Genomic DNA, 24,342 nt, shown 5'->3' with positions numbered 1-24,342 from the left:
CGGTGGCATTGCCAAGGAGTAGGTGTGCGTGCACGTTCCCGGCCGAACCCGACCGGAACCCGATCGGACGGCGGCGCTCGAGGGCAGCGGGCCGGCGCCGGGCTGATCCGGCCGCGCACCATCTCCGGCCAGCTCGCCCGGATCCTGGTGGTGTCGCTGGTGCTGGTGCTCGCACTGCTCGGGCTGACCATGTCGACACAGGTCAGCGCCTACCGCCGCAGCGGGGAGACCGTGGACGCGGTGGCGGTCGCGCTGGCCGCGCAGGACCTCGTGCAGCAGGTCCAGCGCGAGCGCGGTCTGAGCAACGGTCTGCTCGGCGGTGATCAGCGCCTGCGCCAACCCGTCACCGACCAGCGCACGGGCACCGATGCCGCCCTGCATGCCCTGGTGAACGCCGTCGTGGGGAACCCGCCCGGTGCCGGGGAAGTGCGCTCGGCGCTGGGGCATCTGGCGGGTCTGCCCGCGATCCGCTCCCAGGTCGACAATCGCAATGTCACCCGGCAGGCGGCGTTCCAGTTCTACACCGACGGCATCGACGCGCTGAACCGCCTCTCGCTGGGTCTCGACCAGGCGCGTGACCCGGCCGTCCGGCACGGCCTGCAAGCGCTCTACGCGCTCGGTGACGCGAAGGAATTCGCGGCCCGTGAACGCGGCTTCCTCAACGGCGTTTTCGCCGCGGGGGAATTCGCGCCGGGGGAGTACGTGCAGTTCCTCGACATCCGCGCTGCCCGCAATGCCGCGCTCACCGCCTTCGGCCACGACGCGACACCCGCCCAGCAGGCCCGTCTGGACGCGGTCCTGGCAAGCGAGAACGCCACGCGGGCAACCGAATCGGAGAACATCGCGATCGCCTCGACATCGGGACCGCTGGTTCAGCAGGTCGACCCGGCCGTGTGGTGGACGCAGATGACCGCGGTCATCGACGAGCAACGCAGGGTCCAGCAGGTCATCGGCGACGACGTGGGCGCGCGGGCCGAGACACTGCGCCGTGACGCCGCGCTGATGCTGGCCGCCTTCGCCCTGGCCGCGCTGTTGGCGATCGCCGCCGAGTTCGCGCTCGTCTTCGCCAGCATCAGGGCCATCGTCCGCCCCTTGGCCCAGCTGGCTACCGAAGCCGACGATGTCGCCTCCGCCCGACTACCCGAGGTGATCGCGGCCTGGCACAGTGCCGCCGACGCCCAACCCGATCCGCCCGCCCCCGTGCGCACACCTCCCGGCGCAAGCGTCGAGATCGCCGCTGTGGCGGGTGCGTTGGATCGCGTGCAGACCACCGCGTTCGACCTTGCCTCCGAGCAGGCGCTGGTGCGGCGCAACACCACCGAATCGATGGCGAATCTGGCCCGCCGCAATCAGAACCTGGTGCGCCGTCAGCTGGGTTTGATCAGCGAGTTCGAACGCGAGGAGCTCGACCCGAAGGCACTGTCGAACCTGTTCGAACTCGACCACCTGGCCACCCGCATGCGGCGCAACGCCGAGAGTCTGCTGGTGCTGGTCGGCGAGGCGAGTCCGCGTCGATGGGCCGAGCCGATCGCGCTCACCGACGTGATCCGGGCCGGGCTGTCCGAGGTCGACGACTACCGGCGGGTGGTGCTGCGCCGGATCGACGACATCGCGGTGACCGGCGCCGTCGTCAGCGAACTGGCGCACATCCTGGCCGAACTCATCGAGAACGGGCTGGCCTTCTCGCCGCCCGATCTCGAGGTCGAGGTGTACGGCCGCAAGGTCGCGGGCGGCTACCTGCTCGCCGTCGTCGATCACGGCGTCGGCATGCCCACCGAGCAACTCGCCGAAGCCAATGCCCGGCTGCGCGGCGAGCAGGACTTCATCGTCGCCTCCACCCGCTACCTGGGCCACTACGTGGTCGGTCGGCTGGCGGGGCGACTCGGCATCGACGTGGAACTGAACACGTCACCGGTCAGCGGCATCGTCGCCCGCCTGCTCCTCCCGCCGTCGCTGCTCGCCGACGGAAAGACCGGGCAGACAGCGGATCCGCGAGAGGGCGCCGCCCGAGGCCCCGCACGTCAGGATCTGGCCGAACCCGCAACGCTGGAGCGCACTGCCACCTCCGTCGCCGTGGGTCACGCGGTGGCCCCTGCGCGCACTGGGGCCACGACCGGTTCGGCGACACCGGGGCACCACGCGATCCCGGCCGGCGCGCCAGGTGCGGACCACAGCGATGATCGACCGGCCGGGTTCCTCGGCGATACGTCGCACGGCATCCCCGGTGGCTCGGCGTCGGCAACCGGCACCAACGGGCGGTCGCGGCACAGCCGGAATCCGGAATCGGGAGCCGGCAACAGCGCCAACGGCAGTCGTCCGGCCTCGGCGAACCATTCGTCCACCGGCTCCGCATACGCACAGTTCCTCAGCGGTTCAACCGATTCCGCGCACCCGCGCAACGGTGCGGTCCGCAACGGCGCGTCGGCTGAGGACCACTACGGCGTGGTAGCCCCGGACCGCTCGGAGCGGGCGGCCCGGGGACACAACGGCTCGGCGGTACCGCCACCGCGTGAACTGCCCGCCGTGGAGTCCATCGGCGCACCCGCCGTCGAACGCACCCGCAACGGCCTGGTCAAACGCAGCAAGCGCGCCAAGATCACCGGTGCGCCCGAGCGACCCCGCCGCGATCCGGCCGGCAGTCCGGACCGGCCTCCGGTTGTCGAACGGACCCCCGACCAGACACGCAGCATGCTCTCCTCGTTCCGCACCGGCCACGAACGCGGCGGCGAGACCGAATCCTCTTCCCCTCCACTCGATCCCACCCGCTGACCGATCGGACAAGACCCCAGGAGACCCGGTGACCACCCACCTACCGACCGCCGATCCACACACCTTCAACTGGCTGCTCGGCAACTTCGTCCGCAATACCGACGGCGTGCGCGACACCGTCGCCGTCTCCTCCGACGGGCTGCTGATCGCGATGTCGGACGGACTCGACCGCACCGGCGCCGACCGGCTCGCCGCGATGGTGTCGGGCCTGTCCAGCCTCGCCCGGAGTGCTTCGCGCAGTTACGATTTCGACGGCCTCAAACTGATCATGATCGAGATGAAGCGCGGCTTCCTGCTGGTGTCGGCGCTGGGCGACGGCAGCTGCCTCGGCGTGATCGCCGACGGCGGCTGCGATGTCGGTCTGGTCGGCTACGAGATGGCGATCCTCGCCGAACGCGCCGGATCACTGCTGGACCCGCTGCTGATCAGCGAATTGCGAGAGTCGTTGCGCAGATGAGAGATTTCGATCTCCCGCGGCTGCCCGACCCGCGCATGATCCCGATGAACCAGCCGGCGGGGTGGCGTGGTCTCGTCCCGTCGGTGCCGGTGACCCCCACCGACCACGACGATGTCGACGATCGCTTCGTTCGCCCGTTCGTGGTCACCGCGGGCCGCACAGTCCCGGTGCTGGACGGCCTGCGCATCGAAACCCTCGTCCAGGCACCGCCGTCCGCACTGTCGGCGCCGCTGCGGTTCGAAGAACGCACCGTGGTGCAGCTGTGCCTGACGCCGCACTCCATCGCCGAAATCGGTGCCGCCCTGCGGGTTCCGATCGGCATCGCCAAGGTGATCGTCAGCGATCTGGCGGCGGCGGGGCATGTGACCGTCCGTGACGCGCCGGAACTGTCGACCGCCGCCATCGAGAGGATCCGCGACCTTGTCCGCGCACTTTGAGGCACCAGCCATGCCGTCGTCGGTGAAGATCGTGGTCAGCGGCGGCTTCGGCGTCGGCAAGACCACTTTCATCGGCGCCATCTCCGAAATCGAGCCACTGGTCACCGAAGCGTCGATGACCGAGGTCTCCATCGGTGTCGACGATCCCGGTCGCCGCGCCGAAAAGACCGCGACCACAGTGGCTCTGGACTTCGGCCGGATCACCCTCGACAAGTCGCTGATCCTCTACCTCTTCGGCACCCCCGGCCAGGACCGATTCGTGTTCCTCTGGGACGACCTGGTCGACGGCGCCCTCGGCGCGGTGATCGTCGTCGACACCGGCCGCGTCGAGGACTGTTACCCCGTCCTGGACTACTTCGAGGAACACCACACGCCCTTCGTCGTGGTGGTGAACCGCTTCGCCGACGCGACCCGCTTCGATCTCGGTGAAGTCCGTGAAGCGCTCGGCCTCGACGACTGGATCCCGGTGCTGGACTGCGATGCCCGCGACCGTGACTCCGTGCGCGATGTCCTGGTCGCACTGCTCGAGCAGGTCCTGCTGCACCGCGTCCAACCCCGTCAGCGGGAGGTGAGCTGAACCCATCCCGGTCGCACCGGTCAGCGTCGATTCAGGGTGAGGTCCGACAGGGCCAGGTGCAACCGCGCGTCCGTGACATCGACCGAGGTGTCGGTGAACCGCTTGCCACCCAGCGTGTTCCGCAGGAAATCGCGTACGGTGCTCGGCTGCGCGTCCACCGAGGCGAGAAGTCCCTGCGGCACTTCGATGGTCCCGTCGAAGAACCGTGGCTGGGCGGTGATTCCGGGCTGCTGCTGTGTCTGCCGCAAGCCGTCGACGGTGTGCAGCACGACGTCGAGCCCGCTTCCGTCACCGAATTCGATCTGCAGCGGTGTGGGGGAGACGGCCGGATCGAAGGACTGGATGCGTGCGGTCCACCCCTGGGCCGAAACACCCTGGTAGTCGTACTCGGACACCGGACCGAGCGTCTCGTGAGCGCGGTTCACCGGCGAGTTCTCCAGCGCCGCACCGGACAGCGGCTGATCGGTGACGACGAAGGTCCACGACGCATCGGTGAGCATCTTGCGCCAGAATCCGGTCCGGCCACCGTCGCGTCCTTCGACGCGCAGCTCTCGCGCCGCCGAGCCGGGCCCGGTCCGGTGGACGGAGATGCGGTCGGTGATCTCACCGGGCACCTTCGGCTGTGCGGCCCAGTCGGGTGCGGGCAGCTGGATGGCGGCGTAGCGAGGATCGACGCGCTCGGACAGCATGTCCGGCGCTTCGGGCAGGCCGCGCTGGTCCTCGTAGGAGTAGCGGAAGAAGACCTTGTCCGCGCCGGAGATGTCGAAATCGTAGAGGCGCGTGTAGAAGTCGCCGTACCGGTTGACGACCAGCGAGGTCGACGCGCTGGTGGACAACGCGACAGCCTGGAAGCGCCCACCGACCGGAGTGCTCATCTCGTAGCTGTGGTCCACCGGCAGCCACGGGTCGACATACTGGATCCGCTGACCGCCGTGGGTGAGCGCGAAGACGTGCGACACCTTCGCCCCGCCGACAGGGTGTTCGTTGCCCGCGGTATCTGTCCACACGTGGTCCTCGTTGGGTGACAACACCGACCACGACCAGGTCAGCGCGCCCGGCGGCAGCGTATTGCCGGGCCCGGTCCACAGCGGGGTGCCGTAGCGGCTGCTCCAGTTCCAGTCCGCGGGAGCGCTGAGTGCGTGATCCATCGTGACGAACCGGCCGTCCCGGTCGATCATCATCACTTCGTCGTCGTCGGCCGAGACACCGGCGATCGTCCCCGCCAGGCAGCCCGGCAGCGCGATCATGCGCCAACCACCGAGGGCGGCAGCCGCTTTCACGTACACCTGACCGTCGCGGGTGGCGAAGGACCAGCGGCGGTTGAACGACTCGGTGGCGGTGCGGAAATGCACCTGCTCGGGCAGCACGACCGTTGCCGGGGCGAATGCCGCGAGCCCGGCGTCGGATTCGTCGACGCTCACCTCCGGGGTGCCGACCGTACCCACCGGCAGACACCCCGGATCGGCGAAAGCCACCGATTGTGTTGTCACCCCGGCGAATACCAGTCCGGCGGCCGCGATCAGCGCTGTACGCCGGACGGCGTGCCCGCGCCTCACAGCCATCCCGCCGCGCCGAAACCGATCAGGGCGATCGCGTCGATCCCGAAGATCGTGCCGACCACCAGCGCCTTGCTCCGCACGCTCGGTAGATCGTGCACGAAGAAGCAGGCCGCGAAGAACGGCACGTACCCGATGATCCAGATCAGGAACGGGAAGCCGGGCTGCCACCATGACCAGTCCCAGGTCAGCACGCCGGCCTTGTTGAGCAGTATCTCGACACCCACCGCCGCGATCGAGTTGAGCGCGATCAGCACCGGCCGGTTCGGCAGCCCGAAGATCCGAGTTTCCTTCGGCGGCAGCATCTTCGCCGCCGCGATGCCCATGATCGCGAACATGAAGCAGATCTCGATGTTCAGCCCGATCAAGATCTGGTACGCCGTCGGTCCGCTCGCCGCCCAGACCGGTGCCCGCTCGGTGAAGTGGAAGACCAGCACGTTCCAGATCTCGTTGAACCAGTCCATGCCCCACAGCGCGAGCCCGGCGAACAGCACATTCCAGTTACGCCGCTCGACTTCGACCGCGTAGATGTAGATGACCACCAGTAACAGCGGAATGACATACCACTTGAACTGGCTCGCATCGCGAAGAATCTCCAGCGCGGCCCGCGCGTTGTCGGTCAACGGGGCACCTCCTGCTCATGATCGACGAACTCGGCGAGTATGATACAAATCAACATCGAACGTCAATGTGTATCGCCGAGTTCGCCGATTCGTCGAGTCAGCGGCTCCCGAGCGGCATGCCGAACAGGGACGCGAACTTCGCGGCGAGCGAGTCGCCGAGGAAGTCCAGGGCGCCGGGGGTCGCGGCCATGGTGCCCGCGTCGGAGGTGGTGCAGCCGGCAGCGGCCGGGACGCCGTCGAGGCGGTCACGCAGCCAGATCAGCGCGGCCGGACCGCCGACCACTTCCGCGACGATGTGTTCGCTGGCATGGTCGCGGGTGTAGGTCAGCGACGTGTTCGGATCGCGGCAGTAGGTGTCGACCAAGGTGTCGGTGGCGGCCAGCGGCAGGATCTCGTCCCACGCGGAATGCCACACGAACAGCGGCATGTCGGGGACGGACTTGCCCATGCGGGTGTCGTCGAGCATCGCCGCGACCGGCGGATCGTCGAGGGGATTACCGTCGGAGCCGATCATGCCCGTCAGATTCAGAAACGGCAGCAGCGCCGACTGATACTGCACGCACAGCGGCGATTTGATCGCGAACAGGGCCCTGCCGAGCGGATCGAGCCGCTGATCGAGGTAGGCGGCGAAATCGGGGTATTCGCGGGTGAGTCCCAGAACGGCGGCGAACACCAGACCCGAGGTCAGCTGATTGTTCGCCATGCTCAAGGCGGCACCGAGATCGGCACCGACCCCGCCTTCGGCCGCGCCCACGATGTTCAGTTCGGGCGCGTAGCTGCTGTGTAGTTCGGCGGCATGGCCGGTGGCGATGGAACCGCCGGAGTAGCCGTAGAGACCCACCGGCGCGGTCGGTCCCGCCTCGAGTGGGGCGAAGCTGGTCGCCGCGCGAATGCCGTCGAGGGTGATCCGGCCCGCCAGCGGTCCGGCCGCGTAGGCCGAATCCGGGCCCTGATGGTCCGGAACGACCACGGCCCAGCCCTGTGACAGCGCTGCCTGCGCGAACAGGAACTCGGCGGGCACCACGATCTGGCCCGCCACCGCGGCCGCCGAAAGATGTTGCAGCGCATAGGACGGCGCGCAGTAGCCCGCGGTCGAGTCCTCGGCCAGCTGCACCGACAGCAGCTTGCGCGGGTTCGGCGCCTGCCCGCGCGGCTTGATCAGGGTGGCGACCGCGGGGATCGCCTCGTCACGGCTGTTGTTGGAGCGATACGACACCTGCCATGCGTCGACATCGATCGGCAGCAGACCGAAATCGGCGATCCGCACCTGCCGGACCGCGATGATCGCCCCCGGCTCGGTCGCCGCCACCACGTCCGCGGGCGGTAGGTAGAAGCCCGGATCCCATTCGGGCGGTAGTGGAATCACCGGCGGGGGCGCCGCCGGTGGTTCGGCCGCGACCGGCCCGGCGGTCACCACCGTTGCCGCCGCGAGCAAACCGGTGGCCAGGGCAAGCCATCGCTGAACGAAGGGAGATCTCATCGCGCACAGTCCTCACATGAATTGAGACTCCTTCGTCTCAATAGCGGCAACTATGACATGGGTGTGGCGCAGATCGCAATCACGCGTCGGGGGACGTCGCCGAGATCAGGCTGTTCAGGATGGTGGAGAACACGTCGACCAGTTCGTCGACGGGCGGTCGCGGGTCGTCCAGGCTCCACTGGTGCACGGCGCCGTTCACGGCCCCGATGAACGCCGCCATCGGCACCCGCCAACCGCCGGGCGGCATCCGCACCCCGTCGCGTCCGGCCGCGATCGCGGTGACCACCTCGCCCCACCGGTCCCTGACCTGCGCCCGATACGCCTCGATCTCGGGGCTCACTCCGACGATGTCGACGAAAGCGACTTTGGCGCACCGGATGTCGTCGGTGATCGCCGTCGTGTACGCGCGAACGGCCGCGTCGATCAGCGTGCGCAGCTCGTCGGATTCCGCCGCGGCCAGCGCCTCGGCGACCGCCGCCCCTGCCTTGTCCTGCACGGAGTCGTACACCGCGACGAGCAGTTCCTCGCGCCCGGCGAACTGTTCGTAGAACTGCCGACGCGACAGCCCCGCGGCCGCGCACACGTCGGTCAGCGAACTGTTGGCGTACGACTTCTCCGCGAACACGGTCAGTCCCGCGTCGATGAACAGCGCCCGGCGCTCGACCTGTCGTTCGGCGACCGAGGTGCCGGTGTAGTTGTGTCGAGTCCGCCCAGAGGTCACCCCATGACCCTACTGTTCAGGATTCGGTCGAGGCGCCGGCGTCGACGGGTCCGATCGGGACCACCAGCGGAGTGCCGGTGACCGGGTCGTCGATCACCTTGGCGCGCAGCCCGAATACCTGCGCCACCACGTCCTCGGTGAGCACTTCGGCGGGCGTACCCGCGGCAACCACCCGGCCCGCGCGCATCGCGACCAGTCGATGCGCGTACCGCGCGGCGAGGTTCAAGTCGTGCAGCACCATCACCACTGTCCGGCCCGCCTCGGCGTGCAGGCGCCGGACCAGGTCGAGAACCTCGATCTGGTGGGCGAGATCGAGAAAGGTGGTGGGTTCGTCGAGCAGGAGCAGGTCGGTGTTCTGGGCCAGCGCCATCGAGATCCACGCGCGCTGGCGTTGGCCGCCGGACAGCTCGTCGAGCGAGCGATCGGCGAACTCGACCATGTCGGTCCAGGTCAGCGCCTCGGTGATGGCGGCTTCGTCGTCGTCGGACCACTGGCGGTACCAGCGCTGGTGCGGGTGCCTGCCACGGGCGACCAGGTCGGTGACGGTGAGACCCTCCGGAGCCAGCGGGGATTGGGGCAGGATGCCCAGCACGCGCGCCACTTCCTTGGTCGACATGCGGTCGATCCGTTTGCCGTCCAGGTGGATATGTCCACCGGCGGGTCGCAGGAGCCGGGCCATCGCGCGCAACAGGGTGGATTTGCCGCACCCGTTGGGCCCGATCACCGCGGTGACAGTGCCACCGGTGATGTCCAGGTCCAGCCCGTCCACGACGGTTGTCGGCCCGTAGCCGAGGGTCAGCTCGCTGGCCTGCAGCCGAACGGTCATCACACGCCCGCTTTCCCGACGCGATTGCGCCGCATCAACAGATAGATCAGATAGGGCGCGCCGAGGACGGCGGTGATCACCCCGACGGGCAGTTCGCCGGCGGGCAGCAGGGTGCGGGCGACCAGATCGGCGGCGACCGTGAAGGCCGCGCCGAGCACCACCGAGGTGAGCAGCGGTGGTTGTGCCGAACCGGTGAGACGCAGCGCTACCTGCGGCACCGCGAGCGCGATGAAGATGATGGCGCCCGCCGAGGCGGTCGCCACACCGGCGAGCAACACGGCCAGGACGAGGAGTGTCAGCCGGGCGGCGTTGAGCCGCACACCGAGTGAGCGGGCGGTGTCGTCGCCGAAATGCAGCGCGCCGAGCAGATGGGTGCCCCCGAGTACGACCGGCACCAGGACAGCCAGGGCGATCGCCACCGGTGTCACCTGGATCCAGCTGCTGCCGTTGAGGCTGCCGGTCAGCCAGGTCACCGCCCGCGTCGCGATATCCACGTCACCGACGCTGAGGAGCCAGAAGGTCACGCTGGAGAGCAGCGAACCGGCGCCGAGACCGACGAGCACGAGCCGATAGCCCTCGATACCGCCGCGCCAGGCCAGGAGGAAAACGCCGAGCGCGGCGAGGAGGCCGCCGAGCATGGACGCGACCGGCACCCCGATCTCGGCGGCGGCGCCGCTGATCTGGCCACGGCTGCCCGACAGGGCGATCACCGCGACCGCGGCGACGCTCGAGCCCGCCGTGACGCCGAGAATATCGGGACTGGACAACGGGTTTCGGGCAATGCCCTGCGTGATCGCGCCGGACAGCGCCAGTGCCGCGCCGACCAGCGCGCCGGTGAGAATCCGCGGCAGCCGCAGATCCCACACCACATAGGCCAGGCCGTCGTCGCCGCCACCGCTGAGCACGGCGAGCACGTCCCACGGCGTGACCGGACCGCCGTCGGGCATCGTGTACGTGCCCAGCGCCAGCGCGACGCAACTCGCGGCGCCGAGAATCGCGAGCCCGACGACCAGGACTGCCGTCGTGCGTAGTCGCAGTTGCCAGGACACCGGTCCCAGCCGGACCGCCCGGACGGTACTCATATGCTCACCAGCTTTCGGCGGCGGACCAACACGATGAAGAACGGGACGCCAACGAAGGCCAGCATGATGCCCGCCGGAAGTTCGCCCTTGTCCAGCACCAGCCGCCCCGCGATGTCGGCGACCAGCACCATGACCACACCGAGCAATCCGGCGACCGGGACCAGCCAGCGATAGTCGGGCCCGGTGATACCGCGGGCCAGGTGCGGGACGACGAGCCCGACGAAGCCGAGCGGTCCCGCGATCGCCACGACCGCGCCGGTGAGCAGCACGATCGAGCCGATGCCGATGGTGCGCGCCAGGGAAACGCGATGGCCCAGCGCACGGGCGGTGTCCTCGCCGAGGCTGAGCGCGTTGAGCGCGGAGGTGTTGGCCAGCGCGAGGACGATCCCGACCAGGATGAACGGGGTGGCCTTGCCGAGGAGGTCCAGGTTGGATCCGACCAGCGAACCGGCCTTCCAGAAGCGGTAGATGTCGGTGACATCGGTATCGAACAGCACCACCGCCGAGATCAGGCCCTGCAACAGGTAGCTCACGGCGGCGCCCGCCAAGGCGAGGGTCACCGGGGTCGGTCCGCCGCGGCCCGTCGTGCCGATGACGAACACGGTGATGGTGGCGATCAGCGCACCGGCGAAGCCGAACCACACGTAGCCGAACAGGCTGGAGATGCCGCCGACCATCACCGCCAGGACGATGCCGAGCGCCGCGCCCTGGGTGATGCCGAGCAGTGCGGGGTCGGCGAGGGGGTTTCTGGTGTGACCCTGGATCACCGCGCCGGCGATGCCGAGCGCGAGGCCGGCGAGCACCCCCAGCAGCGTGCGTGGCAGCCGCAGACCGTTGACGATCGCGCCGGTCTCGGTGTCGGTCGTGCCGCCGAGTGCGTGCAGAACATCAAGGGGAGCAATGAATTTGGAACCGATGGCCAAACTGAGCAGGACGGTCGCGAACACCGCGGCCAAGAGTCCGGCGATGAGTAGCAACCGGCGAGACCGTGTGTTGGCGAACACGACTCCGGGCGGCGATGCGGGCACTTTCCCTCTTCATAGTTGGTAATTAGGTAAGGCTTCGCTAGGTTAGCAACCCTAAAGAACTCTGAACCACTCGGGAGACCTCGATGAACACCCCACTGAGCCGTCGGCTCGCCGCCGCCGCGGTAGTCGCCGCCGCCGTACTGAGCCTGTCCGCGTGTGGCCAGGACCGGTCGGTCACCGGCGCCGCGAACAGCGATTGCGATACCGCGAGCAACCTCGACGGCGGCGCGTACCCGCGCACCATCGAGGCCGGGGCGGTCAAGGACAAAGCGGGCGCGAATGTCGGCACGGTCGTCGACCCGGCCACCATCACCACCCGGCCGGTTCGGGTCGCGGCGCTGGATCAGACGTTCGTCGACGCCGCCCTGGTGCTCAACACCGAAGTCGTCGCGTACACGACCTACCAGTCCATGGGCGAGAAGCTGCCCGCGTTCCTCGGCGCGGCCGCCCAGACCTGCGGCGGGCGAGCGGTGAACATCGGTAATCTGCAGACCCCCGATATCGAGAAGCTGGCCGGCGCCCGGCCGGATCTGATCGTGTCGGCGAAGGTGCGTCACGAGAAGCAGTACGAGCAGTTCAAGGGCATCAAGCTCGGTTCGGGCACCGTGCCGGTCGTGTTCAGCCAGACCACCGGTGCCACCTGGAAGGAGAACCTGCTGCTGCTCGCCAAGGCGGTCGACAAGGAGAACCTGGCGCAGGCCAAGCTGGCGGCGTACCAGGACCGTGCCACCAAGATCGGGGCGGCGATCAAGGCGAAGAACGGCGGCAACGCGCCGACCGTGTCGCTACTGCGCTTCCTGCCCAAGGAAGACCGGCTGATGCAGCGGGTCAGCTTTGTCGGCGACATCTTCGCCGACGCCGGTCTGAACCAGCTCGACAAGTCCGACGACCCCAAGAACGACTTCTCGATCACGCTCAGCCCCGAGCGGCTGCTGGACGCCGACGCCGACTACGTCTTCCTCACCAGCAACGGCGAGGACGCCGCCGCACAGCGCAAGGCGGCCGCCGAGGCCAACCCGCTGTGGAACCAGCTGCGTGGCAAGGTCACTCCGGTCGACGACCTGGTCTGGCTGACCTCGGTCGGCCTCACCGGCGCCCACGCGGTCCTCGACGACATCGCCAAGACCTTCGAGGTCGACCCGGCCAAGTAGGCCGAACGCGTCGTGTTCGCCCACCCCTACACTCGGCGGGGTGGGCGAACAGAAGCAGCGGATGCTGGCCGGGGAGTTGTACAAGGACAACGATCCGGAACTGGTGGCCGAACGGCAACGAGCGCAACGGTTGTGCGACGAGTTCAACCGCACCGGGCCCGACGAGACCGGGCGGCGCACCGAGTTGCTGGGTGATCTCCTCGGCAAGCTGGGGGAGGGTTCGTGGATCATGCCGCGATTCCAGTGTGACTACGGATACCTGATCGAGATCGGGGCGAACAGCTTCCTCAACTACGACGCGATCCTGCTCGACTGCGCGACGATCACCATCGGCGACGACTGTTCGATCGGGCCGCGCTGTCAGCTGCTCACCGCGCTGCACCCGATGCAGGATCACGAAAAGCGCAGGCAGCGCTGGGAATCGGCGGCGCCGATCCGGATCGGGAACAATGTCTGGTTCGGTGGCGGGGTGATCGTGTGCCCGGGTGTGACCATCGGCGACGACGTGGTGGTCGGCGCGGGCAGCGTGGTGACCCGCGATCTGCCGGACCGGGTGTTCGCGGCGGGCAATCCGGCGCGGGTGATCCGGCAACTCTAGGTTCGCTGGCTACGCTGGAACGCAGGCGCCGGCGCACCGCTGACGCCCGACCGAAGGAGACCGGATGCGCCACGGCGAAGATCTCTCCCTCACCCACGTCATGCTGCTCGTGGGCGACCAGGACCAGGCCCTCACCTTCTATCGGGACCTGATCGGCCTGCAGGTCCGCACCGACATGCCGTTCGGCGACAACACGCGCTGGCTGACGGTCGGCCCGGTCGACCAGAAGAACCTGGAATTCGTGCTCGAGGTCCCGGAGATGGCCCCCGACCCCGCCTATCGGGCGGCCGCGCTCGCGCGCATCGACAGCGGCGTCCAGTCCACCGTCATCTTCGCCACCGACGACATCGACGCCACCTTCACCCGTATCCGCGACGCCGGGGCCGAAGTCGCCCAGGAGATCGTGAACCAGCAATACGGCCGCGACTGCGCGTTCCGTGACCCGTGGGGCAATCAGATCCGCTTCACCGCCCGCCACCACGGCTGAGCGCGACATGCGGTGCGGGTGCGGCGTCGGGTCGCGCCCGCGGCCCGGCGGCAATACTGTCTGACCATGGGCGAATCGCGAATCGAGATGGAACCCGAAGCTACCCGGCCGCTGCGCGAGGACATCCGCTTCCTCGGCGGCATCCTGGGCGACACGATCCGCGACCACGAAGGTCCGGAGGTGTTCGACCTGATCGAGCGCGTCCGCATCGAGGCGTTCCGGGTGCGCCGCGAGGAGGTCGAGCGCAGCGCCGTCGCCGACATGCTCGACGGCACCCCCACCGAGGTCGCGATCCCGCTGATCCGGGCGTTCAGCTACTTCGTGCTGCTGGCCAACCTGGCCGAGGACATCCAGCGTGATCGACGCCGCGCCGTGCACGTGGCGGCGGGCGAGCCGCCGCAGGACTCCTCCCTGGCCGCCACCTACGACAAACTCGACGCGGCCGGTCTGGACGGCACCGTGGTGGCCGACCTACTCACCGACGCGCTCGTCTCCCCGGTGATCACGGCGCATCCGACCGAAACCCGCAGGCGCACCGTCTTCGACGTGCAGTCCAAGATCACCGAACTGATGCGCCTGCGCCGGCGCCTCGAACCCGGCGAGCCCGGCCTCGACGAATCCGAACAGCGGATTCGCCGCGAAGTGCTCACCCTGTGGCGCACGGCGCTGATCCGGTTGGCGCGCTTGCGGATCCAGGACGAGATCTCCGTCGGTCTGCGCTATTACGACCTGACCCTCTACGACGTGATCCCCGCGATCAACGCGCAGGTGCGCGCGGCGCTGCGGACGCGCTGGCCCGCCGAAGATCTCCTGCCGCGCCCGATCCTGCGCCCCGGCTCGTGGATCGGCGGCGACCGCGACGGAAATCCCTTCGTCACAGCGGAAGTCGTGCACACCGCCGCTGAGCAGGCAGCCGCCTACGCCTTCGGCCGCTACCTGGACGAGCTGGTCGAACTCGAGAAGTCCCTGTCGCAATCGGCCCGCCTGGTGCAGGTGACACCCCGGGTCGCGGAACTCGCCGCAGCGGGTTACCCCGACCCCGGCCTGTTCGCCGACGAGCCGTATCGCCGTGCGCTGCACGCGATTCGGGCCCGGCTCAGTGCCACTGCCGAGCTCGCGCTCGGTGAACTGCCCGAACACGGCCTCGACGCCGGCGCCGCACCGTATCCGGCGCCGCAATCGGTCCTCGACGACCTCGACGCGATCGACGAGTCCATGCGCGCCAGCGGCGACGGACTGCTCGCCGATGATCGCCTGGCTGCGCTGCGCCACGCCATCGAGACCTTCGGCTTCCACCTGCAGGGCCTGGACATGCGCCAGAACTCCGAGGTCCACGAACAGGTGGTCACCGAACTGCTGGCGTGGTCGGGCGCGCACCCCGACTATCCGAGCCTGTCCGAAGCCCAGCGAGTGGAGCTGCTCGCCGCCGAATTGCGCACGCGCCGACCACTTCTCGGGCCGAACGCGCAGCTGAGCGAACTCGCCACCAAGGAACTCGGTGTTCTGGGCGCCGCCAAGGAGGTCATCGATACCTTCGGTGCCGCCGCCGTCCCGAACTACATCATCAGCATGTGCACCTCGGTCAGTGACATGCTCGAAGCGGCCTTGCTGTTGAAGGAATCCGGCATTCTCGATCCGGGCACCGCCGACACCGCGCCGAGCTGTCCCGTGGGCATCGTCCCGCTGTTCGAAACCATCGAAGACCTCAGCGCCGGTGCGTCGACTCTGGCGGCGGTGCTGGAGGTCCCGGTCTATCGCGAGCTGGTCGAGGCGGCGGGCATGCGCCAGGAAGTGATGCTCGGCTACTCCGACTCCAACAAGGACGGCGGATATCTCGCCGCGAACTGGGCGCTCTACCGCGCGGAACTGGACCTGGTGGAGGTGGCCAGGAAATCGGGTATCCGGTTGCGGCTGTTCCACGGTCGCGGCGGCACCGTCGGTCGCGGCGGCGGCCGCAGCTACGACGCCATCCTGGCGCAGCCCGCGGGCGCGGTGCGTGGTTCGCTGCGACTGACCGAACAGGGTGAGGTGATCGCCGCGAAGTACTCCGAATCCGGTGCGGCACACCGCAATCTGGAGTCGCTGATCGCAGGGACCCTGGAATCGACGCTACTGGACGTGGAAGGTCTCGGCGACGACGCCGAACCGGCCTATGAACTCCTCGACGACCTCGCCGCCCGCGCTCGAGCCGCCTATGCGAACCTGGTGCACGACACCCCCGGCTTCGTCGAGTACTTCCGCGAATCCACCCCGGTAGCCGAAGTCGGCGACCTCAATATCGGCAGCCGCCCCGCCTCCCGCAAACCCACCAATTCGGTCTCGGACCTGCGCGCCATCCCCTGGGTGATGGCCTGGAGTCAGGCCAGGGTCATGCTGCCCGGCTGGTATGGCACCGGCACCGCGCTCGAAGACTGGGTCGGCGACGATCCGGCCCGCCTCGCACGTCTCACCGACCTCTACCAGCGCTGGCCGTTCTTCAATACCGTGCTGTCGAACCTGGCCCAGGTGATGGCCAAGAGCGACCTCGACATCGCCGCCCGCTACGCCGAGCTGGTCACCGACGAAACCCTGCGCGCGAAGATCTTCGCCATGATCGCCGACGAACACGCCCGCACCATCCGCATGTACCTCGCGGTCACCGGCCACGCCGAACTCCTCAGCGACAACCCGTCGCTGGCCGAGTCGATCCACAACCGCTTCCCCTACCTGGAGCCGCTGAACCAGCTCCAGGTCGACCTGCTGGCCCGGCTGCGCGGCGGTGACGATTCCGAACTGGTGAAGCGGGGCATTCTGCTCACCATGAACGGCCTGGCCACCGCGCTGCGCAACTCGGGGTAGCGGCAACTCGGGTGAGCGACTACAGGCAGACGCTGATGGTGAAGGGCCCGACCGGGATGCCGGTGCAGATAGACACCGAGCCGACGACCGGCTGCGCGGGGGCGGCCGATGCGGTTGCGGCGCCGATCGCGGTCACGGACAGGGCAAGGGCGGCGACGGCGAGCGGGCGGGCGATCTTGGCGAACATAGGCTGATCCTCGGGTAGAACGGGGTGAACACCCCCGTGCGGGGGCGACCCCATCTCAACACGATGCGCCGACGGCGTCCACGACATGGCGGGATTCGCGGTGGCTCAGCCGGTTACGACGGCGATCGCGTCGATCTCGACCAGCATCTCCGCGCGCGGCAGGCCGGTGAATACGGTGGTGCGCGCGGGCAGCACGCCGTTGCCGGTGTGCTTCGTGACGAATTCGCCGTAGGCCTCGTTCATGATCGCGAAGTCCTCGCGCTTGGTGAGGTAGACGCGCAGCATCATCACATCGTCGAAGGTGGCGCCGGACGCGTCGATGATCGCCTTGACGTTCATCAGGGTGCGCGTGGTCTGGGCGGCGACATCGCCCTGATGTAGGTACTCGTTGGTCTCGGGGTCCACGGGTCCCTGACCGGACACCTGGACGAACGGGCCCTTGCGCACGCCCTGGGAGAAGGTGTGGGCGGGCGCCGGGGCGTCGGAGGTGCGCACGGCGGTCTTGTCGGACATGGAGTTCAGCCTTTCCTCGCGGTGACGTCTCGGCGGGGGTCCCAGCCGAGTTCGGTGGAGATGGCGTCGGCTGTCGCCCTGAGCTGCGGCAACAGTGCCAGCACCTGGTCATGGTCGAGCAGCACGTCGGGAACGGAGACCGACACGGCGGCGACGACGGCGCCGATCCCGTCGCGCACGCCGACGCCGATGCAGTTGACGAAGCTCTCGTGTTCCTCGTGGTCCTCGGCGAAGCCCTGCGCGGCAACGAGTTTCAATTCGGCCAGGTACTGCTCGGGGGTGCGCAGGGTGCGGGTGGTGAAGGGGTGGTAGTCCAATCGGGCTGCCACTGCAGCCCATTCGCTGCGTGGCAGCGCGGCGACGAGCACCTTGCCGACCGCGGTGCAGTGCAGGGGCGCGGGCCTGCCGATCCGCGAGTACATCCGCACCGCCTGCTCGGCGTCGACCTTGTCGATGTAGACGGCATCGCCCGATTCGTAGGCGGCCAGGTGCACGGTCTGCCCGGTGGCCGCGCCCAACGCACTCAGATGCCGGCGGGCGACGGTGCGCACGTCACGGTTCTCCAGTGCGCGACTGGCCAATTCGAACATGCGGGTGCCGAGCGAGTAGCGGTGCGCGTTGTCGCGCACGACGAACCGATCGGCCTGCATGGTCTGCAGTATCCGCAACACCGTCGACTTGTGGACGCCGAGCCGGGCAGCCAGCTCGTCGAGGGACTGCGAGTTCTCGCCGAGGGCGATGAGAATGGACAGGGCCCGCGACACGCTTTGACTCATGCGCTGATCGTTTCATCCAGCGCCGCCGGATAGCGCAGCGTGGCCCAGATGTCGTCGGGTAGCAGCGCGAGGCGCCGAATATCCTGGGGTGGCGGCAGTTTCGCCGAATCGCCGGTCGCGGTCAGCGCTGCCGCCGCGCACAGATGGCCGTATCGAAGGCGGGTGCGCAGGTCGGCGCCGTGCAGCAGGGCGGCGAGATAGCCGCCGGCGAAGGCGTCGCCGGCACCGATGCGCTCGGTGATCTCCAGTGTCAACGCGGGCACCTCGATCGAGGAATCGCCGTCGAATCCCGTGACGGTGTGCTTGTCGTTCTTGACGATGAGCTGGGCGGGTTCGGAAAACAACGCGCGCAGGGCGGCCGGTTCGCCGGTGCCGAAGATCTCCTCGGCCTCGTCGGCGCCGAGAAACGCCACATCGGCGCCGCGAATATGCGCGGCGAGTTCGTCGGTGGCCTCGTCGACGCGCGAACCCCACACTGCCGGACGGTAATTCAGGTCGAAGCTGACCAGCGCGCGACGGGGCTCGGCGAGCAGCGCACGGGTGAGTTCGGTCGCCGATTCCGACAGGGCCGGGGTGATGCCGGTGAAGTGCACGAGATCGGCGCCCTCGAGCAAGGCCGCCCGGTCCGTGAGATCGGCGGGCGACAGTGCGCTGGCAGCCGAACCCGTGCGGTAGTAGTGCATGCGGCTGGCATCGGCGTCCAGATCGTTGGCCACGCCGGAGCCCGCACCACGTTCCTTGACGTAGAGGCCGGTGGGCCGCATCGGGTCGACCGCGACCGCCGCGACATCCACGCCCTGCGCGCTGAGCTCGGCGAGCAGATATCGCCCGAATCCGTCGTCGCCGACCCGCGACAGCCAGGCCGCCGACACGTCGAGCTGGGCCAGTACCACGGCAACATTGGCCTCCGCGCCGCCCGCGCCGCGATCGAACCGCGCGGACAGTTCCAGGGGTCCCGCGCCCGCGATCAGGACGGCCAGCCCCTCGCCGACAGTGACCGCCCTGGGCGGAGTGGATGTTGCCTGGGTCACCTTGTTCGCCCTTTCGTGCTTGCGGTCACTGCCTTCGAGATGCACAATAACGAGCAGAAACATTCAGCGCAACCACCGTTGCATACTGTGCAATGTTTGTTCGATATGACTGATCGAGCCGCCATCCCGGGCTCGGTCGACAGAAAGGGATGCTGTGATCATCGACAACGACGTCGTGGACGCCCTCGCCGACGAGTTGCTCGGACCCCATGACAAGAGCGCGCCGCCCGCGGCGTGGGGGAGCACCGTGCGCGAATATCTCGCCGGCGCACCGCGACTCGACCAGTGGCAGACGCCGTTGCTCACCCTCGACCGCGGCAGGCTCGACGCGAACCGCGACCTCATGGCCGAATGGACCGCCGCGGCGGGCGTCGCGCTCGCCCCGCACGGCAAGACGACGATGGCGCCGCAGCTGTGGCGCGAGCAGCTCGTGGCCGGATCGTGGGGGATCACCTTGGCCACCGCGTGGCAGGCGCAGCTCGCGCGCTCGTTCGGTGTCGGCCGGATCATGCTCGCCAATACCCTGCTCGACCCGGTCGGGTTGGCCTGGGCCGCAGCGGAATCGGCACGCGAGGCCGGCTTCGAGCTGTACTGCTGGGCCGACGGCGTCGCCACCGTCGAACTGATGGACAAGATCCTGCGCGAGACCGCCGCGGGTTCGCGGGTGCGCGTGCTGGTCGAGCTGGGGGGACCGCACGGCCGGACCGGTGCCCGCACCCAGGACCAGGCGCACGCGGTCGCCGCCGCCATCGGTGCGAGCGAGCGGCTGAGCCTGGCCGGAGTCGCGGGCTACGAGGGCGCGCTGGCTCACGATCGCAGCGCCGAGGGTGTCGCAGCGGTGCGCGGCTATCTGCGCGAACTCGCCGCGCTGCACACCGAACTGGTTGCGGCAGGCGCCTATTCGGGCCCGGCGGTGGTCACCGCGGGCGGCAGCGCCTACCCCGAGCTCGTGGTCGAGGAACTCGCCGGACTGGCCGACCCCGAGGGTGCGCGCGGCGTGCCGACCACGGTGGTTCTGCGCAGCGGCGCCTACGTCGTTCACGACGACGGCTTCTACGCGGGAATCTCCCCGCTCGCCGCGCCCGCGAAGGAGCCGGGGCTGCGGTCCGCCATGCACGGCTGGGCCAGGGTGGTCTCGCGGCCGGAACCGGAGCTGGCCCTGCTCGACGGTGGCAAACGCGATTTCCCCTTCGACGAGGGTCTGCCGGTGCCCCAACTGGTGGTCGGCGGCATGCTTCCGCCGAACGCGGTGGTCACCGCGCTGAACGATCAGCACACCTTCCTGCGGTTGCCCGGCGCCGATGCGGCCGATCTCCCGGTCGGCTCCGTCGTGCGCCTCGGTCTCTCACACCCGTGCACCGCGTTCGACAAGTGGCGCCTGATCCCGGTGATCGACAGCGTCGACGCGCCCGACCCGCGCGTGATCGACCTGATCCGCACCTACTTCTGACGGATGACCATGACGCACCTGCTCTTTCGTGACATCGATATCGTCGACGGCACCGGCGGCCCACGCACCAGGGGCGACGTGCTGGTCCGCGACGGCCGCATCGCCGAGATCGCGCCACCGGGCACCATCGGCTCCGACGCGAGAGTCGTTCCGGTACAGCCGGGTTCGGTCATCGCACCCGGATTCATCGACATGCACGCGCATTCCGACCTCTACCTGCTCACCCATCCCGATCACTTCCCGAAGATCACCCAGGGCGTCACCACCGAGGTGATCGGCCAGGACGGGCTGTCCTACGCGCCGATCGACGAGGCCGCACTCGCGGTGGTGCGCAAGCAGATCGCGGGCTGGAACGGTAACCCGGGCGACTTCGACTTCAGCTGGCGCACCGTCGCGCAATACCTGGACCGCCTCGATCAGGGCATCACGCCCAACGCCGCCTACCTCGTCCCCCAGGGCACGCTGCGCATGCTCGTCGTCGGCAGCGAGCAGCGGGCGGCCACCGCCGCCGAGATCGACCGGATGTGCGCACTGCTGGCCGAGGGGTTCGAACAGGGTGCGGTCGGCATGTCCAGTGGGCTCACCTACACGCCCGGAATATACGCCGACACAAGCGAACTCGCGGCGCTGTGCGCGGTGGTCGCCTCCTACGGCGGCTTCTACGCACCACACACCCGCTCCTACGGCGCGGGCGCGCTCGAGGCCTACGCGGAGATGATCGGCCTGGCGAAAGCGACCGGCTGCGCGCTGCACCTGACCCACGCCACCATGAACTTCGGCGTGAACCGCGGCCGCGCACCGGAATTCCTCGCGATGCTCGCCGCGGCCCGCGCCGACGGCTGCGACATCACCCTCGACACCTATCCCTATCTGCCCGGCTCGACCACCCTGTCCGCGCTGCTGCCCAGCTGGGCGATGTCGGGCGGTCCCGACGCCGCGCTCGCCCGGCTCGACGATCCGGCCGAGCGCGCCAGGATCACCGACGATGTCGACGTCAACGGCTCCGACGGCTGCCACGGCGTCACCGTCGAATGGGAGACCATCCAGATCAGCGGCGTCGGCGACGACGCGCTCGCGGACGCGGTGGGCCGCACCGTCGCCGAGCTCGCGACCGAGCGCGGTACCGCCCCGGCGGAGGTGTTCTTCGACCTGCTGCGCCGCGACCAGCTCGCCACGACGATCCTGCAGCACGTCGGTCACGAGGAGAACGTGCGCGCCATCATGGTCGATCCCGGCCATATGGGCGGCAGCGACGGCCTGCTCGTCGGCGCCCGACCTCACCCGCGCGCCTGGGGCACCTTCCCGCGCTATCTGTCGCGCTATGTCCGGGAGCTGGGTGTCCTCGGTCTCGAGGACTGTGTGCATCACCTCACCGGCCGCCCGGCCGCCCGGCTCCGCCTGGCCGAACGCGGCCTGATCCGGCGCGGTTACGCCGCCGACCTGGTCGTCTTCGATCCGGCGACGATCCACGACACGGCGACGTTCGAGCATCCCCAGCAGCAGGCCCGTGGCATCCAGCACGTGCTGGTCAACGGCGAATTCGCGCTGGAGAACGGCACCGCGACCGGCGTGCGCGCCGGTCGCTCCCTGCGCCTGGACCCCACGAAGGAGGAAACCCGATGAACCCGATGCTGAGCTCGTCGTCGGAGGCCATGGACGTGATTCGCGCGGATCGTGCCCTCACGGTGGTCCGCGCCCCCGACATCCCCGACCCGGCCGCGCTGGCCGAAGCGCTCGCCGGCGCCGGTCTGCGGGCGGTCGAACTGACGTTCACCACGCTCGGTGTGCTCGACGCGATCAGCAAGGCGAGCGCGGTCACCGACGCCGTGATCGGGGTCGGCACCGTCACCACCCGTGCGCAGGCCGAAGCGGCCATCGAGGTCGGCGCCCGCTTCCTGGTGACACCCGCGCTGCGCCCCGAGGTCGCCGAAGTGGCAGCGGCACACACGATTCCGGTGATCATGGGCGCGTTCACGCCGTCGGAGGTCCTCGCCGCGGCGGAGCTGGGGGCGGCGGCGGTGAAGATCTTCCCGGCTCGCGCGCTCGGCCCGCAGTACTTCAAGGATCTGCTCGGGCCGTTCCCGCACATGTTCCTGATCCCCTCCGGCGGCGTCAATTCCCACAACGCCCGCGATTTCCTCCGAGCGGGCGCGATCGCCGTCACCGCGGGCACCGAAGTGGTCGCCCCGGCCGACGTCGAGGCCGCGCGCTGGTCCCACATCGGCTCCAAAGCCGCGCATTTCGTTCATTCGCTGGATTGAGAGGTTTTCCATGGGCGCCACCATCGACTGGTTGCGCACCACCACCCCCGGGTTGCTGGTGCTGTGCGGTCTCGCGATCGCTGTCCTGCTCATCGCCATCATCAAGGTCAAACTGGAGCCGTTCGTCGCGCTGCTGCTGACCGGACTCCTGCTGGCGCTGGCCGCCGGGCTGCCGATCTCCCAGATCGTCGGCACACCGCTGAAAGCCAATGAGTCACTGCTGGAAACAGGCTTCGGTGGCATCCTCGGCCACATCGCGGTGATCATCGGTCTGGGAACTGTGCTGGGCGCGATCCTCGAAAGATCCGGTGGCGCCGATGTTCTCACCGACAAGCTGCTGAAGATGTTCGGCGAGAAGGGCGCTCCGGTCGCGATGGGCCTGCTCGGGCTCATCTTCGGTATCCCGGTGTTCTTCGACATCGGCATCTTCGTGCTCGCGCCACTGGTCTATGTGGCGGCTAAGCGCGGCGGGCGCTCGCTGGTCCTCTACGCCATGCCGATGCTCGCCGGTCTGTCGATGACGCACGCCTTCCTGCCGCCGCATCCCGGCCCCGTCGCGCTCGGCGGGCTGCTCGGGGTGAGCCTGGGCTGGCTGATTCTCATGGGCTTCGTCTGTGGCATTCCGGGTTTCATCGCCGCGGGCATCGTCTGGGGCACCTATATCGGTAAGCGCGTGCAGGTTTCGGTGCCCGAGGAGTTCGTGCCGTTGGAGCCCGAGCCGGAGCCGGAGCAGGCCGACGGTTCGGGTGGGACCGCGGTGCTCACGAAATCGCCGCCCTCGGTCGCGCTGATCGGCGGCATCATCGCGATCCCGCTGGTCTTGATCCTGGGCGCCACATTCGGGTACCAGTTGCTGGACAAGGATTCGACGCTGCTGCAGGTGCTCACCTTCTTCGGCACCCCGGCGGTCGCGCTGCTCATCACCGTGCTCGTCGCGTTCTATCTCCTCGGGATCCGGCGCGGTTCGACGGTGCAGGAACTGAGCACCATCACCGCCGAATCGCTCAAGCCGGTCGGCATGGTGCTGCTGGTGGTCGGCGCGGGCGCCTTCTTCGGCAAGGTCATCTCGGCCACCGGCATCGGGACGGCCCTGGCCGACACGATGTCCGCGGCGGGACTGCCGATCATCGTGCTCGCCTACCTGATCAGCTGCGGACTGCGCATCGCCCAGGGTTCGGCAACGGTCGCCATCGTCACCACCGGTGGCATCGTCGCGCCGCTGGTGGCCGAGCAGGGCTACTCGCAGATGTCGATCGCGCTGATCGCCATGGCGATCGCGGCGGGCTCGATCATCCTCAGCCACGTCAACGACGGCGGCTTCTGGATCATCGCGAAGTACTTCAACATGACGGTGAAGCAGACCCTGCAGACCTGGACGGTTCTCGAAACCATCCTGTCGGTGGTCAGTTTCGCGGTCGCGGCCCTGTTGTTCTCGATCGTTTGACACCTACCGCGAAGCCGGGCTGTCCCCACGGGGCAGCCCGGCTTCGTGTT

Annotated in this window: 23 protein-coding genes; 12 read left to right on the top strand and 11 right to left on the bottom strand. The window is 68.8% G+C overall.

What is annotated here, in order from left to right:
- Positions 1-24: 24 nt before the first annotated feature.
- From ACWF99_RS27940 to ACWF99_RS27925, 4 genes are read left to right on the top strand one after another with little or no spacing between them, the layout of a single operon-like run.
- The gene (locus ACWF99_RS27940) at positions 25-2,769 is read left to right on the top strand and encodes a nitrate- and nitrite sensing domain-containing protein (RefSeq protein WP_452537805.1); all 2,745 of its coding nucleotides are present in this window, start codon (positions 25-27) and stop codon (positions 2,767-2,769) included.
- 28 nt (positions 2,770-2,797) lie between these two features.
- A complete protein-coding gene (locus tag ACWF99_RS27935; RefSeq protein WP_378637023.1) occupies positions 2,798-3,226 on the top strand; it encodes a roadblock/LC7 domain-containing protein in 429 nt (142 codons plus the stop codon).
- The gene (locus ACWF99_RS27930) at positions 3,223-3,663 is read left to right on the top strand and encodes a DUF742 domain-containing protein (RefSeq protein ID WP_378661495.1); all 441 of its coding nucleotides are present in this window, start codon (positions 3,223-3,225) and stop codon (positions 3,661-3,663) included. The genes ACWF99_RS27935 and ACWF99_RS27930 overlap by 4 nt, the downstream gene beginning before the upstream one ends.
- A 10-nt stretch (positions 3,664-3,673) precedes the next feature.
- The gene (locus ACWF99_RS27925; RefSeq protein WP_378661551.1) at positions 3,674-4,240 is read left to right on the top strand and encodes a GTP-binding protein; all 567 of its coding nucleotides are present in this window, start codon (positions 3,674-3,676) and stop codon (positions 4,238-4,240) included.
- A 20-nt stretch (positions 4,241-4,260) separates the two neighbouring features.
- On the opposite strand, the gene ACWF99_RS27920 is transcribed toward ACWF99_RS27925, so the two are convergent.
- From ACWF99_RS27920 to ACWF99_RS27890, 7 genes are all read right to left on the bottom strand, one after another.
- Positions 4,261-5,802, bottom strand: a complete 1,542-nt coding sequence (locus ACWF99_RS27920; RefSeq protein WP_452537803.1) for a hypothetical protein — start codon at positions 5,800-5,802, stop codon at positions 4,261-4,263.
- Positions 5,793-6,419: a hypothetical protein gene (locus tag ACWF99_RS27915; RefSeq protein ID WP_452537802.1), complete on the bottom strand. Its 627-nt coding sequence runs from the start codon at positions 6,417-6,419 to the stop codon at positions 5,793-5,795. Before ACWF99_RS27915 ends, ACWF99_RS27920 begins: the two co-directional genes overlap by 10 nt.
- A 97-nt stretch (positions 6,420-6,516) precedes the next feature.
- The gene (locus ACWF99_RS27910) at positions 6,517-7,899 is read right to left on the bottom strand and encodes a lipase family protein (protein ID WP_452537800.1); all 1,383 of its coding nucleotides are present in this window, start codon (positions 7,897-7,899) and stop codon (positions 6,517-6,519) included.
- 79 nt (positions 7,900-7,978) lie between these two features.
- On the bottom strand, positions 7,979-8,620 hold the full coding sequence (locus tag ACWF99_RS27905; RefSeq protein ID WP_378637008.1) for a TetR/AcrR family transcriptional regulator: 642 nt from the start codon (positions 8,618-8,620) through the stop codon (positions 7,979-7,981).
- 16 nt (positions 8,621-8,636) lie between these two features.
- Positions 8,637-9,446, bottom strand: coding sequence for an ABC transporter ATP-binding protein (locus ACWF99_RS27900; protein WP_452537799.1), 810 nt, complete (start codon positions 9,444-9,446; stop codon positions 8,637-8,639).
- Positions 9,446-10,528 (bottom strand): FecCD family ABC transporter permease, encoded by a 1,083-nt coding sequence (locus tag ACWF99_RS27895; protein WP_378637003.1) that lies wholly within the window; start codon positions 10,526-10,528, stop codon positions 9,446-9,448. Before ACWF99_RS27895 ends, ACWF99_RS27900 begins: the two co-directional genes overlap by 1 nt.
- The gene (locus ACWF99_RS27890; RefSeq protein ID WP_452537798.1) at positions 10,525-11,556 is read right to left on the bottom strand and encodes a FecCD family ABC transporter permease; all 1,032 of its coding nucleotides are present in this window, start codon (positions 11,554-11,556) and stop codon (positions 10,525-10,527) included. The genes ACWF99_RS27895 and ACWF99_RS27890 overlap by 4 nt, the downstream gene beginning before the upstream one ends.
- A gap of 83 nt (positions 11,557-11,639) precedes the next feature.
- On the opposite strand from ACWF99_RS27890, the gene ACWF99_RS27885 reads away from it, so the two are divergent.
- The 4 genes from ACWF99_RS27885 to ppc all read left to right on the top strand — a co-directional run bounded on the left by ACWF99_RS27885 (position 11,640) and on the right by ppc (position 16,630).
- A complete protein-coding gene (locus ACWF99_RS27885) occupies positions 11,640-12,707 on the top strand; it encodes an ABC transporter substrate-binding protein (protein ID WP_452537797.1) in 1,068 nt (355 codons plus the stop codon).
- Positions 12,708-12,768: 61 nt separating this feature from the next.
- Positions 12,769-13,305, top strand: coding sequence for a sugar O-acetyltransferase (locus ACWF99_RS27880; protein ID WP_452537911.1), 537 nt, complete (start codon positions 12,769-12,771; stop codon positions 13,303-13,305).
- 64 nt (positions 13,306-13,369) lie between these two features.
- Positions 13,370-13,792 (top strand): VOC family protein, encoded by a 423-nt coding sequence (locus ACWF99_RS27875; protein WP_452537795.1) that lies wholly within the window; start codon positions 13,370-13,372, stop codon positions 13,790-13,792.
- A gap of 66 nt (positions 13,793-13,858) precedes the next feature.
- Entirely contained in the window at positions 13,859-16,630 is a 2,772-nt protein-coding gene (gene ppc, locus ACWF99_RS27870) for a phosphoenolpyruvate carboxylase (RefSeq protein ID WP_452537794.1), read from the top strand.
- Positions 16,631-16,649: 19 nt separating this feature from the next.
- Here the strand turns inward: ppc and ACWF99_RS27865 are convergent, their stop codons facing one another.
- From ACWF99_RS27865 to ACWF99_RS27850, 4 genes are all read right to left on the bottom strand, one after another.
- Positions 16,650-16,817, bottom strand: coding sequence for a hypothetical protein (locus tag ACWF99_RS27865; protein ID WP_379299811.1), 168 nt, complete (start codon positions 16,815-16,817; stop codon positions 16,650-16,652).
- 105 nt (positions 16,818-16,922) lie between these two features.
- Complete coding sequence (locus ACWF99_RS27860; RefSeq protein WP_378636988.1) at positions 16,923-17,330, bottom strand: RidA family protein; 408 nt, start codon at positions 17,328-17,330, stop codon at positions 16,923-16,925.
- Between the two features lie 5 nt (positions 17,331-17,335).
- Entirely contained in the window at positions 17,336-18,106 is a 771-nt protein-coding gene (locus tag ACWF99_RS27855) for an IclR family transcriptional regulator (protein WP_378636987.1), read from the bottom strand.
- On the bottom strand, positions 18,103-19,200 hold the full coding sequence (locus tag ACWF99_RS27850; protein WP_452537793.1) for a sugar kinase: 1,098 nt from the start codon (positions 19,198-19,200) through the stop codon (positions 18,103-18,105). Before ACWF99_RS27850 ends, ACWF99_RS27855 begins: the two co-directional genes overlap by 4 nt.
- A gap of 94 nt (positions 19,201-19,294) precedes the next feature.
- On the opposite strand from ACWF99_RS27850, the gene ACWF99_RS27845 reads away from it, so the two are divergent.
- Genes ACWF99_RS27845 through ACWF99_RS27830 form a run of 4 tightly spaced genes read left to right on the top strand, consistent with a single transcriptional unit; the run spans position 19,295 to position 24,292 of the window.
- A complete protein-coding gene (locus tag ACWF99_RS27845; protein WP_452537909.1) occupies positions 19,295-20,587 on the top strand; it encodes an amino acid deaminase in 1,293 nt (430 codons plus the stop codon).
- 9 nt (positions 20,588-20,596) lie between these two features.
- Positions 20,597-22,210 (top strand): N-acyl-D-amino-acid deacylase family protein, encoded by a 1,614-nt coding sequence (locus tag ACWF99_RS27840; protein ID WP_452537907.1) that lies wholly within the window; start codon positions 20,597-20,599, stop codon positions 22,208-22,210.
- Entirely contained in the window at positions 22,207-22,848 is a 642-nt protein-coding gene (locus ACWF99_RS27835; protein WP_378636977.1) for a bifunctional 4-hydroxy-2-oxoglutarate aldolase/2-dehydro-3-deoxy-phosphogluconate aldolase, read from the top strand. Before ACWF99_RS27840 ends, ACWF99_RS27835 begins: the two co-directional genes overlap by 4 nt.
- 10 nt (positions 22,849-22,858) lie before the next feature.
- Positions 22,859-24,292 carry a GntP family permease gene (locus ACWF99_RS27830; protein WP_452537792.1) on the top strand — a complete coding sequence of 478 codons (1,434 nt, stop codon included), beginning with the start codon at positions 22,859-22,861 and terminating at the stop codon, positions 24,290-24,292.
- The last annotated feature ends 50 nt before the right edge of the window (positions 24,293-24,342 follow it).

Source organism: Nocardia sp. NPDC055002 (assembly GCF_053608825.1).
Note: the sequence above shows the minus strand (reverse complement) of the source record. Positions and strands in the feature narration are given on the sequence as shown.